This window comes from Xenorhabdus anantnagensis (assembly GCF_028598555.1).
In the GTDB taxonomy this organism is placed as follows: domain Bacteria; phylum Pseudomonadota; class Gammaproteobacteria; order Enterobacterales; family Enterobacteriaceae; genus Xenorhabdus; species Xenorhabdus anantnagensis.
In genome coordinates this window covers 1-11,882 of record NZ_JAQRFN010000004.1, presented here as the reverse complement: position 1 = coordinate 11,882, position 11,882 = coordinate 1, and the positions used below count along the sequence as shown (strand labels likewise).

The following is an 11,882-nucleotide window of genomic DNA, read 5'->3' as shown; positions in this document are numbered from 1 at the left end:
GGTTACCGTATGAAAATGTCTTCGTTTTTTCGCTTACTTCCCCTCTCCGGTGTTTTACTGACGGCCTGTACAATCACACAACCCCCGATGGGCACGGGATCAGCGGATACCCCACAATGGCATGCCCGTGAACAACAACTGGCAAAGCTGGAGCATTACCAAACCCGAGGTTCTTTCGCTTATCTGGCAAATGAAAAAAAAGTGTATGCCCGTTTTTTCTGGCAACAATATTCGCCTGACAATTATAAATTACTGCTGCTCAACCCACTGGGTACAACAGAATTGGAATTATTCGTCAAACCGAACATGATTCAAGTCACTGACAATAACGGTAAAAAATATCTCAGTGATGAACCAGAGTTTTTAATTTACCAGCTTACCAATATGAATATCCCTCTGGATAATCTAAAAAGTTGGATTATCGGTCTGCCCGGCAGTACCAAAGATTTTCAATTGGATGCCAACTACTTGCTTAAATCCGTGAGTGACAAAAAAAATGGTGAAGTTTGGCGAGTCAATTATCAGGGATACGATACATCGATCACACCAGCCTTACCCACTCGACTGGAGCTTACCCAAGGAAAAAACCGCATAAAATTAAAGATGGATAACTGGACGATTCAATAATGACTTTAACCTGGCCCTCTCCGGCAAAATTGAATTTATTTTTGTATATCACAGGACAACGACCTGATGGCTACCACGAACTGCAAACGCTGTTCCAATTTCTGGATTATGGCGATGAAATCACCATTTCGCCGCGTCGAGATAATGAAATCCGCTTATTGACTCCGGTTGCAGGCGTAGCCCATGATGATAATTTGATCGTGCGGGCAGCCCGATTATTACAGAGCCATATATTACAAAAACGCACGCTATTACAAAAAAATACGCTATTGCAAAAACACATATTATCGAATCGCAATGAGAATGTTCAATTCGGAGCCGAATGCTTGGGAGCCGATATTCATATTGATAAATGCCTGCCGATGGGCGGAGGCTTGGGAGGTGGCTCTTCCAATGCTGCGACGGTATTGGTTGCTCTGAACCATCATTGGCAAGCCAATCTGTCCGATGATGAACTGGCACAGCTTGGAGTCTGTCTTGGCGCAGACGTTCCCGTATTTATCAAAGGTCATGCTGCTTTTGCCGAAGGTATTGGGGAAAAACTCCAGCCTGCCTCACCAGAAGAGAAATGGTTTTTGGTTGCCCATCCCGGAATTGAGATATCAACTCCGACGATCTTCACAGATCCTGAATTAAAAAGAAACTCTCCAATTCGCACTCTATCCGCATTATTACAGGCACCATTTGCAAATGATTGTGAGCTAATCGCAAGAAAACGTTTTCGTAAGGTTGAACAGCTTCTTTTATGGCTGTTAGAATATGCACCGTCACGCCTGACCGGAACCGGTGCATGTGTTTTCGGCGAGTTCGAATCAGAAGCATCGGCCCGTAAGGTGTTAAATCAAGCCCCAGAGTGGATGCAGGGCTTTGTTGCGCGTGGCGTTAATATTTCTCCGTTGCATACATTCCGCTCTGGGATACCCGTGTTATTGAACCAATGAACAATGTTTGTTTGATTGGTCAACAATATCTTTCTGGACGCAAGCCTGAGGTTTTTCTCGTGCCCGATATGAAGCTTTTTGCTGGTAATGCTACACCTGAACTAGCACAACGTGTTGCCAACCGCCTGTACACTACCCTAGGAGACGCTGCTGTCGGTCGTTTTAGCGACGGTGAAGTCAGTGTTCAAATCAATGAAAATGTACGCGGTGGTGATGTTTTCATCATCCAGTCCACTTGTGCACCAACCAACGACAACCTGATGGAATTAGTTGTTATGGTCGATGCGTTACGTCGTGCTTCTGCTGGTCGTATTACCGCTGTTATTCCTTACTTCGGTTATGCTCGTCAGGATCGCCGTGTCCGTTCAGCACGTGTACCTATCACTGCCAAAGTTGTCGCGGACTTTCTGTCCAGCGTTGGTGTAGACCGTGTTCTTACCGTTGACCTACACGCTGAGCAGATTCAAGGTTTCTTTGATGTGCCAGTTGATAATGTATTTGGTAGCCCAATTCTTCTGGAAGATATGCTCCAGAAAGGTCTGGAAAACCCGATTGTTGTCTCTCCAGATATCGGTGGTGTTGTGCGCGCCCGTGCAATTGCCAAACTGCTGAACGATACAGATATGGCTATCATTGATAAACGTCGCCCACGCGCAAACGTTTCTCAAGTTATGCATATCATTGGTGATGTTGCTGGCCGTGATTGCGTTCTGGTTGATGACATGATCGATACAGGCGGCACACTGTGCAAAGCAGCTGAAGCATTGAAAGAGCGTGGAGCAAAGCGTGTGTTTGCTTATGCAACCCACCCTATTTTCTCTGGCAATGCAGTGGAAAACATCAAGAACTCGGTGATCGATGAATTTATTGTCTGTGACACAATTCCTTTATCTGATGAGATCAAGGCGTTGAACAAAGTTCGTACTTTAACACTGTCTGGTATGCTTGCTGAAGCTATTCGCCGTATCAGCAATGAAGAGTCTATCTCTGCTATGTTTGAGCATTAATGTTTAAGCATTAATGTTTAAGCTCGAATGTTTAAGCTTTAGTGTTAATATTAAGCGCTAACTTATTCAAGTGATTAAATAAATCATTGCTTGAAAAACCCCGTGGCTGCATTCGCAGCGGCGGGGTTTTTTGTTTATTTGATATACATAAATAATATTTTCATTAAGAATTAATAACAAAAATGAATATTAATGTAGGATTAATAATTAATTTTATCAATAAGTTAACCCAAGAATAATAAATTGTTATCAACAAAAACAAGATGATTATTTTACATACAAACTAAAATTAATATCTCACAATCATTTCAGTTCATCTGGTACGTCCAGTTGTCAAACCTTCTCACAATACTGGTGTCATTGAATAGTTACTGCTAACCTTTTGAAAAATTAGTGACGATAGGTTTTTATTTCTTAGCTTTAAAAATAAATTTTCCTAATGAATCAGCAACTGAGACTGAAGTGATAATTCTTTTAGTTTTAATCTAACTAAGGTTAGTGTTCATCAGACTATTTTAGGAAATATTTAAGAGTTGGATATTTTAACATCACATTATATATAAAAAATCAGAAGCAATATGGAATATGGAATATCGAATATCGTTAACAGGGAATCATAGTTAATTACAGTCAGCCATTAGCTGACTGATATACATTTTAATTGAAATACCATCCCCATCAGCACCTCCAATTTTTTCATGGAAAAATCACTGGATACTTTTTTATTCAAAGGCGAGGTGCTGATCAATAACAAAAACTACTTTTTAAGGAGAATGCCAATGAAAAAGGCATTTTTATTCACACCTGCACTGTTAGCGCTTTCAATCAATGCCATTTCTAATGCCAATGCTTATTCTTATGACAAAGTCTATGTCTTTGGTGATAGCCTGAGTGATGGTGGCAATAACGGAAGATACACGACAGATGGAAAAATCAGTAAGTTATACAATGAATATATTGCCCAACAAATTACAAACACGAAGCTAATCCCATCCAATAATGGTGGAACTAATTATGCACAAGGTGGTGCAACAGCTCTAAAAATGCTACGCCAAGATCCTAAGTTGAATGCTTTTAACCCCAATACAAAAGAACAAGTTGAACGTTATCTGAATAAACATAATCAGCAAGCAGATTCCAACGGCATCTATATCCATTGGGTTGGTGGCAATGATCTTGCTGAGGCTTTAGCTGCTGGTCAGAAAGATCCTTCTAAAGCTTATATAACTGTCAATACCAGCGCTACCGAAGCCTCTAATCAAATCAATAAACTTGTCGAAAAAGGTGCCGGATTAATTATCGCACCAACTGTTCCTGATGTTGGAATTACTCCTAAGCTACTGGAAAGCCTAATAGAAACGGGTTTAAAAGATAAAGGAATTCCTGAAGATGGAATCAATTCTATTTTGCAAGAAGTTCATTCAAAAATTAATAAACATGAAATCCCCAATGGTGCAGCTCGCGAGCTTGCACTAAAAAACGTTTTTTATACGTTAGCACAAAAAGGGGCAAAATTAATTCCGAAAGCTTCTGCTGACCAAATTGAAAAAGAACTTACAGAGGGCTATGACAAAATTAGCAAAGATGCTTCAAAACTCACTGATGCATACAACAGTCTAGTCGACGAAAAAATCAGCGAAAAAAATGGCAATATCCTGCGTGCTGATATCAATGGTCTACTGAATGAAGTAATCGCCAATCCTCTGATTTATGGCATTCAAAATACGTTGGGTTATGCCTGTGCACAAGGAGAAAGTGCTGCTGAATGCGACTCCGACCCTAAAAAAGGCTTTACAGGGGATAAACAGTTCTTATTCTCCGATAACTTCCACCCAACACCGTTGGGACACAAGATAATGGCCCAATATATTACCTCTATTTATAATGCGCCATCACAGGTAATGACCCTGAACCAAGTTAACCGTGCTCCAGTTAAAAGTGCCCTCTCTTCCCTTGACGGCCACCTGCAACAACTGCGCAATGGCGGCAATGCTCAGGGCAAAATCGGCGTTTTTGGTGGCTACACTGGCAGCCAGAACAAAACCTTTACACTGGGTGGCGACTATCAATTGATAGATAACCTGCTGTTGGGTGCAATGTACTCTGACTATAAAGATGAGCGCACTCCTGCCGCTAATTTCTCTTACGAAGGACGTGGGCATGTTCTGACAGCTTATACATTGTGGAACTACTATAACAACGGTTGGCTGAGCGGTGACGTCCATTATTCGCGCACCAATTATGACAGCCTGACCCGTGCCATCCAGCTTGGCAACGCCACCCGCAGGGAAACAGGTTCGAGCACGGGTAAACAGTGGGGGGCACGAATTACCGCGGGTTGGGATATCCCTGTCACTAATTATCTGACCACCAGCCCAATCGCCCAATATGCTTGGAGCAAAGGTGAAATCGATGGCTACCGTGAATCCGGCAACAATAGCACTTCTATGCATTTTAGCGATCAAAGCTATACTTCTAAAGTTGGAACACTGGGCTGGCGAGTAGATACTAAATTTGGCCGTTTCAATCCTTATGCCTCTGTTCAGTTCAATCACCAATTTGGCGACACAAGCTATAAACTGAGCAGTGCCATTAACTCCACCAAAACTTCTTTTGTGCAGGAAAGTGGTAAACAGAGCACTAATTGGCGCCAATATACTGTCGGAGTGAACGCAAACTTATTCAATAACTTGCGTGGGTTTGCTTCCGTGACTCGCAATGAGGGCAGCGCTCAAGATCCTAACTATAATTTCAGTTTTGGCATCAATGCCAGTTTCTAATTCTTTGTAAACTTTCACTCAGGAACGCAGGGCAATAAATATTACTGCCTTGCGTTTTTTGTTTAATAATAAGTCACTCCTGACATTAATATCTTGTTGAATTTTTGTATATGTAAATGGATGTAGTATCTAACTGAAATACGCAGAAAATCAGCCATCAACCAGAGAGATAATTAAATGATCTTTTAACTCAATGTGTTGAACTGATGCCAAAATAACATGCTGTTTTTCAGGAGAAAGATATGAAAAAGGTATCCTTTTTAGTATCAGCCACAACTGCATTATTAGTAAATTTCACTACTAATTCTTATGCTTATGACAATGTATATGTTTTTGGGGATAGTTTGAGTGATAGTGGGAATATCGGAAAGTTCACAACAGATGGAAAAAACGCTGAACTATATAATGAATATATAACGAGAAAACTCACAGGCAAAAAACTAATACCATCTGGTAAAGGCGGAACTAATTATGCCTACGGAGGAGCTACAGCTAATGGTTCAGGTGATCCAATCTGGGATATTATATCTCACTCCACGGAGAAACAACTCAATGACTATTTAAAAACACATTCTGAACAGGCTGATCCTAATGGTGTGTATATACATTGGGTCGGGGGCAATAATATATCTAAGGCTCTAGAACATTTAGCGAAAGGCGATAAAAAATCTGCACAACATCTTATCAATGATGGTTCTGAATCCGCAGCATCGCAAGTTAATCGGCTTCTTAAAGCTGGTGCCGGCTTGGTTATTGTACCTAATGTCCCTGATGTCGGAACAACCCCCAAAATTCTAGAAGAAGTTCTTAGAATTTCATTGGAGAAAAAGAAAGTACCTAAGGAAAAGATCGCTCAAACCCTGAAACAAATTCATGAAGCCATTAACCATTATCCTACGCCAAATACCGAAATCCGAAATCAAATTATTGAAGGCGTCTTAAAAAAAATTGCCGCAAACGCATCTCCCCAAGATCCCAAAAAAGCTAAAGAAATTTACCACCAATTGCATGATGCTTACGATAATGCCAGCAAAACTGCCTCCCAACTTTCTGACAAATATAATCAAATTGAAGAAAGCCAACTCGGTAACGGAAATATCCTTCTTGCCAATATCAACCTTCTCTTACGAGAAGTGATTGAGAACCCGACTATTTATGGTATCTCCAATACCCTGGGTTATGCTTGTCAACAAGGTAAAATGGCTATATCTTGTTCTTCTTCTGACCCTGAATTTGATAAAAGCCAAGCATTCTTGTTTTCCGATAACTTCCATCCGACACCTTATGCACATCATGTGATCGGTCAGTACATTATGTCGATCTATAACGCCCCGCTACAAGTGATGGCATTGAACCCTATCAATCGCATTCCAGCCAAAGTCGCCTTATCCTCACTTGACAGCCACCTGCAACAATTACGCAATAGTCATAAAGAACATAGTCATAAAGAACATAGTCATAAAGAACAAGGTAAAATTGGTGTATTCGGCGGTTATACTGGCAATCACAATCGTACCCTTACATTAGGTAGCGATTATCAACTGACGGATAATTTGCTATTAGGGGCAACAATTTCACGTTATAGAGATGAACAAAATGCAACGCCTGATTTTAATTATGCGGCGACAGGCCATGTCATAACAGCTTACACACTATGGAACTACTATGACCACGGCTGGCTAAGCGGCGATTTCCATTACTCACGCATCAATTATGATAATTTGTCACGTTCCATCCAACTTGGTCAGGCCACACGTAGGGAATCAGGTTCAACGATGGGTAAGCAGTGGGGTTGGCGTATTACGGCAGGCTGGGATATCCCTGTCACCCGTTATCTGACCACCAGTCCAATCATCCAATACACTTGGGACAAAGGGAATATTGATGGTTATCGTGAGTCGGGGAACAGGAGTACTGCCATGCATTTTGGAGGTCAACACTATCATGCCAGAATTGTCTCGGTGGGCTGGCGAGCAGATACACAATTAGGGCTTATTAATCCTTATGCCTCTGTCCTGTTTAAGCACCAATTCAATAATGAGCACTATGCTCTTCGCAGCGCGATCAATTCCACTCAAACAAGTTTCGTACAACAGGGGAAAGAACAGAAGAAGGATCGCGTTCAATACACTGTTGGCGTCAATGCCAATCTGACCAATAATCTTCACGCATTTGCGGCTGTATCACATGAAAAAAATGATAATGAGCCAAATCACGATTATTACTTCAATCTCGGTCTCAATGTCAGATTTTGATATGCCAACCCTTTCACAAACAAAGATAAGGCGGTAGTAAATTGCCGCCTTATCTAAATGTACTGAATTTTAACATTTGAAATAATTATGGATGTCGATGTTTCTTACGACGATAACGTTCATCGTAATTTTTCAGCCACCAATATCTATCAGTAACCTGTTCCCGGCCACCAATCCTAGCGCCTACCAACCAAATAAATGCCCCAACAAACAATCCCATTAATGAGAGACCTGTAAGAAATTCAGACTGACCAAATTTGAAAATATGGCTAAGCAATACATAAGCCAGGCTAGCAAGCATTGCCGTCATTCCCGTTCCCATGAGAATATTGCCAAAAATAAAAGCCTTTTTACGTCTCATAAACAACCTCCAATACTTTTTGTGAACGCTAATTTGCAAACACAACGAACTCAAAAGCACGAAAGTAGACATCTTTCTTCATGTATTAATTATAGCCATATCATATAAAAGGTTATTGCGGCAATGATCACATGATGTACAAATTTAAGCCTAATTTTTTACATTCCACCAAAATAATATTTATTAAAAAGAACAGTCTTATCGAAAATAGTCAGAGTGATTCGGATTAATGCATTCGGTAAAACAACGAATTGAAAGATAAGGCTATAATGAATTTTGTACTCAAGCCTTGAGATAGGTAAACTAACCCCCTTTTTTGTTCTATTGCCAATAAGCGAACCTAAACCGTGAATAATATAAAATTAATCGTTGGCCTGGCAAACCCTGGGGCTGAATATGCACAGACCAGACATAATGCCGGAGCATGGTTTGTCGATTTGTTAGCACAACGCCATAACCAGTCCCTGAAAGAAGAGAGTAAATTTTTTGGCTATACCGCCCGCATCAACATGAATGGGCAGGATATTCGTTTACTGGTGCCAACCACTTTCATGAACCTCAGCGGCAAATCTGTCCTTGCTCTTGCTGGATTTTATCGCATTCAACCGGATGAAATTCTGGTTGCCCATGATGAGCTGGATCTCCCGCCCGGCGTGGCAAAAATGAAACTGGGCGGCAGTAATGGCGGTCATAATGGCCTGAAAGACATTCAAAACAAATTCGGCAATAACCCTAACTTCCATCGTCTGCGTATCGGCATCGGCCATCCGGGCGATAAAAACAAAGTTGTGGGTTTCGTCCTTGGCAAGCCCCCTGCCAGCGAACAGAAACTGATTGACGATGCGATAGATGAAGCATTGCGCTGTACTGACATCCTTATTAAAGAGGGTATGAACAAGGCAATTAACCGCCTGCATGCCTTTAAAGCCAGCGCCTAGCTGGGAGTGCGTGGCGCAACGGGCTATTGCGTGTATAATAGCGCCAATTTTGTATAACTCACCGACAAGCATCTTGCTCGTTGGTTTATAAGTGATTTAAGGTGATAAATATATGGGATTCAAATGCGGTATCGTTGGCCTGCCTAACGTTGGGAAATCTACATTATTCAATGCGCTGACCAAAGCAGGTATCGAAGCAGCAAACTTCCCGTTCTGTACCATCGAGCCAAACACCGGTGTTGTGCCGATGCCAGACCCACGTCTCGACCAATTGGCTGAGATTGTTAAACCACAACGCATACTGCCAACCACCATGGAATTCGTGGATATTGCTGGTCTGGTAAAAGGCGCTTCAAAAGGTGAAGGTTTAGGAAACCAATTCCTGACCAATATCCGTGAAACAGAAGCGATCGGTCATGTGGTACGCTGTTTTGAAAACGACAACATCATTCACGTTTCTGGTCAGGTTGATCCTGCTTCAGATATTGATGTTATCAATACAGAACTGGCTCTGTCTGATTTGGATACCTGTGAACGCGCCATCCAGCGTGTACAGAAAAAAGCCAAAGGCGGTGATAAAGACGCCAAAGCAGAACTGGAAGCCTTGGAAAAATGTCTTCCTCACCTTGAACAAGCAGGTATGCTGCGCTCTTTGAACCTGAATGCAGAAGAAAAAGCGGTTATTCGCTATCTGAGCTTCCTGACCCTGAAACCAACCATGTACATTGCAAACGTCAATGAAGATGGTTTTGAGAATAACCCACACCTTGATATCGTTCGCGCCATTGCGGAAAAAGAAGGCTCTGTCGTTGTTCCCGTTTGTGCGGCCATCGAATCCGATATTGCAGAACTGGAAGATGCTGATCGCGAAGAGTTCATGGCGGAACTGGGTCTGGAAGAACCAGGCCTGAACCGTGTTATCCGTGCTGGCTATGAATTGCTGAACCTGCAAACCTACTTCACTGCGGGCGTGAAAGAAGTTCGTGCTTGGACTATTCCGGTCGGCGCAACAGCCCCACAAGCTGCGGGTAAAATCCACACCGATTTTGAAAAAGGCTTTATCCGTGCCCAAACCATCGCGTTTAATGATTTTATCACTTACAAAGGTGAACAAGGCGCGAAAGAAGCTGGCAAAATGCGGGCTGAAGGGAAAGACTATATCGTTAAAGATGGCGATGTGCTGAATTTCTTATTCAATGTCTAAATCATTTCTCTTGTCTTAAGACATTTTAGAATGTCTTATCGAGACTGATAAAATCCACGCAACTGCGTGGATTTTATCAGATGGCTCACTGTTATGTAATTTGCTGTTTATAGCGGTGGTTTTGGAAGATTAAGCGCTTTAATGTCATCACCGGTTTGTTTGTTAATAGTCCACCCCCAATCGACAAAGAACTTCGTCAAATCAAAGCCTGAAACCCTGCTTGCACGCAAGGCAAACTTGTTTATTTTTTCTTCGTCGCTGGTAGTATCCTTCAACGGATGGTGTCGATAATAGCTGTGAAGTTTACGATAAAAGTCAGTCCCTAATCCTTTCCTCAGTTGCTCAAACATTGCCAGTCTTACCCAGATCATACTATCCGGCTTCTCACTGTTGAAATCACGGTTAGGGGACCGTTTGAATTTCTTCGCAACTTCATTCCAGGTTAAACCGTTATCCATTTTTTTGTCTAATTCGGAAGGAAAACCTAATACCGATTGAATATACAGAGAATAAATGTTAACAGTGCTTTCTAGGACGGCTCTCCAAACCCAATCATCCTGTTGATAATGATGACCAATTTCGTGCCATATTCCCCAACCGGATGATAATTTGTCTGGATTAAGTACATTAAGTACATCCAGTGCACTGTCTCCCGGCATACCTATTATGTAATCTGCCGCATACATGTAAATATTTCCAAGCCCTTCTGCTGGAGAAAACTTATCCTCAATATAATGAATTTTAAGCGGAGATGGTCGGTCTTTGTTATCGCCCTTAGCCGATAAACCAGAGATATCATCATAACTATTGATGATACGTTTAATTTGGCCCAACAATACTGCCGGGTCCGCCTCCGCCCTTGCAGAACGATCATAAATATTCCGTGTTATAGTGATTATGCTTTTGCGATCGGTTATCTCAATAAATTGTGAATGGCTATATTTCTTTAACATCTTCCGCCATTCATCAAGTGTTGTCTGACCCGCAACATACAAAGGAATGGCTTCACCTCCTTCTAAAACCTTAATCGACGCTTTTATGGGGTTGGGCTTATTAGAATAATGCTGGGTGTAACGGAAATACATTATCCCGTCAGTGGGAGATGTGAAAGTGCTGATTTTATCTTTTGAGGATACAAGAATCGACTTACCATCCTCTCCCCCAGTGAAAGGGATTGTGGGAGAACTAAAAAAAACCGAAATGGCTTTCGCTCCAGTTAATGACAGGCGAATAGTTTCACCTTTGCGAACATATAAGCCGGAGGGAAAATAATCTGCCAGCTTCATCGTACGTAGACGCTCCGATTCTTCAGTGGCGGAGGGCAAAGCGGGTAATAGATAGCGTTTCTCCACATTGTCTATATACGCATTGTTTATATATGAATTATTGTTTTCCTTTATATTGGCCCAGTGATTTTTACCAACCACATTATCATTGCCAACCACATTATCATTGATCGATTGTTTTGCCTGTACATTCCCTGAAATTAAACAAAATATAAAAAGGAAGCTAAAACGTAGCATGTTGTCAGTGGCATTTATCATAATTTTCCTCCATAAATGGTAGGTATAAAATTTTATGGTTTGCCATTAAGTAACCATATTGATTATCACCCTTCAACATTACCTTTAGGTTCTGCCTATATCAACAAATTTTAAGTGGCTATTAATAAACTGATTAATAAAGGAAAATTCTATAAATCCATAACAGATGACGGCATGCGGAGTGGAGTTTGTCACCTTGAACGAGGTCAATTGACCCAGAGTTAT

General features: G+C 41.5%; 9 protein-coding genes. 7 read left to right on the top strand and 2 right to left on the bottom strand.

Translation table 11 applies throughout. From position 1 onward, the window contains the following. Positions 1–9: 9 nt before the first annotated feature. The 5 genes from lolB (at position 10) to PSI14_RS04335 (ending at position 7,610) form a co-directional block, all read left to right on the top strand. On the top strand, positions 10–627 hold the full coding sequence (gene lolB / locus PSI14_RS04355; RefSeq protein ID WP_273574601.1) for a lipoprotein insertase outer membrane protein LolB: 618 nt from the start codon (positions 10–12) through the stop codon (positions 625–627). Further along, the gene (gene ispE, locus PSI14_RS04350; RefSeq protein ID WP_273574600.1) at positions 627–1,568 is read left to right on the top strand and encodes a 4-(cytidine 5'-diphospho)-2-C-methyl-D-erythritol kinase; all 942 of its coding nucleotides are present in this window, start codon (positions 627–629) and stop codon (positions 1,566–1,568) included. Before lolB ends, ispE begins: the two co-directional genes overlap by 1 nt. A gap of 59 nt (positions 1,569–1,627) precedes the next feature. Continuing rightward, complete coding sequence (gene prs, locus PSI14_RS04345; protein ID WP_273555274.1) at positions 1,628–2,575, top strand: ribose-phosphate diphosphokinase; 948 nt, start codon at positions 1,628–1,630, stop codon at positions 2,573–2,575. Positions 2,576–3,354: 779 nt separating this feature from the next. Next, positions 3,355–5,355 (top strand): autotransporter outer membrane beta-barrel domain-containing protein, encoded by a 2,001-nt coding sequence (locus tag PSI14_RS04340; RefSeq protein ID WP_273574598.1) that lies wholly within the window; start codon positions 3,355–3,357, stop codon positions 5,353–5,355. A 242-nt stretch (positions 5,356–5,597) separates the two neighbouring features. Beyond that, a complete protein-coding gene (locus tag PSI14_RS04335) occupies positions 5,598–7,610 on the top strand; it encodes an autotransporter domain-containing protein (protein WP_273574597.1) in 2,013 nt (670 codons plus the stop codon). Positions 7,611–7,695: 85 nt separating this feature from the next. Here PSI14_RS04335 and ychH read toward each other — a convergent pair whose 3' ends face one another. Beyond that, positions 7,696–7,971 (bottom strand): stress-induced protein YchH, encoded by a 276-nt coding sequence (ychH, locus tag PSI14_RS04330; protein WP_273574595.1) that lies wholly within the window; start codon positions 7,969–7,971, stop codon positions 7,696–7,698. Between the two features lie 347 nt (positions 7,972–8,318). On the opposite strand from ychH, the gene pth reads away from it, so the two are divergent. Both pth and ychF read left to right on the top strand, forming a co-directional pair. Next, positions 8,319–8,909 carry an aminoacyl-tRNA hydrolase gene (gene pth, locus PSI14_RS04325; RefSeq protein ID WP_273574594.1) on the top strand — a complete coding sequence of 197 codons (591 nt, stop codon included), beginning with the start codon at positions 8,319–8,321 and terminating at the stop codon, positions 8,907–8,909. A gap of 112 nt (positions 8,910–9,021) precedes the next feature. Further along, positions 9,022–10,113, top strand: coding sequence for a redox-regulated ATPase YchF (gene ychF, locus PSI14_RS04320; RefSeq protein ID WP_273574593.1), 1,092 nt, complete (start codon positions 9,022–9,024; stop codon positions 10,111–10,113). Positions 10,114–10,220: 107 nt separating this feature from the next. Here ychF and PSI14_RS04315 read toward each other — a convergent pair whose 3' ends face one another. Beyond that, entirely contained in the window at positions 10,221–11,657 is a 1,437-nt protein-coding gene (locus PSI14_RS04315) for a M60 family metallopeptidase (protein WP_273574591.1), read from the bottom strand. Between the last annotated feature and the right edge of the window lie 225 nt (positions 11,658–11,882).

What these genes read in the sequence shown, in the direction of transcription:
- lolB (WP_273574601.1), top strand. Translation starts at nt 10, where the DNA reads ATGAAAATGTCTTCGTTTTTTCGCTTACTTCCCCTCTCCGGTGTTTTA.
- ispE (WP_273574600.1), top strand. Translation starts at nt 627, where the DNA reads ATGACTTTAACCTGGCCCTCTCCGGCAAAATTGAATTTATTTTTGTAT.
- PSI14_RS04340 (WP_273574598.1), top strand. Translation starts at nt 3,355, where the DNA reads ATGAAAAAGGCATTTTTATTCACACCTGCACTGTTAGCGCTTTCAATC.
- PSI14_RS04335 (WP_273574597.1), top strand. Translation starts at nt 5,598, where the DNA reads ATGAAAAAGGTATCCTTTTTAGTATCAGCCACAACTGCATTATTAGTA.
- ychH (WP_273574595.1), bottom strand. Translation starts at nt 7,971, where the DNA reads ATGAGACGTAAAAAGGCTTTTATTTTTGGCAATATTCTCATGGGAACG.
- ychF (WP_273574593.1), top strand. Translation starts at nt 9,022, where the DNA reads ATGGGATTCAAATGCGGTATCGTTGGCCTGCCTAACGTTGGGAAATCT.
- PSI14_RS04315 (WP_273574591.1), bottom strand. Translation starts at nt 11,657, where the DNA reads ATGATAAATGCCACTGACAACATGCTACGTTTTAGCTTCCTTTTTATA.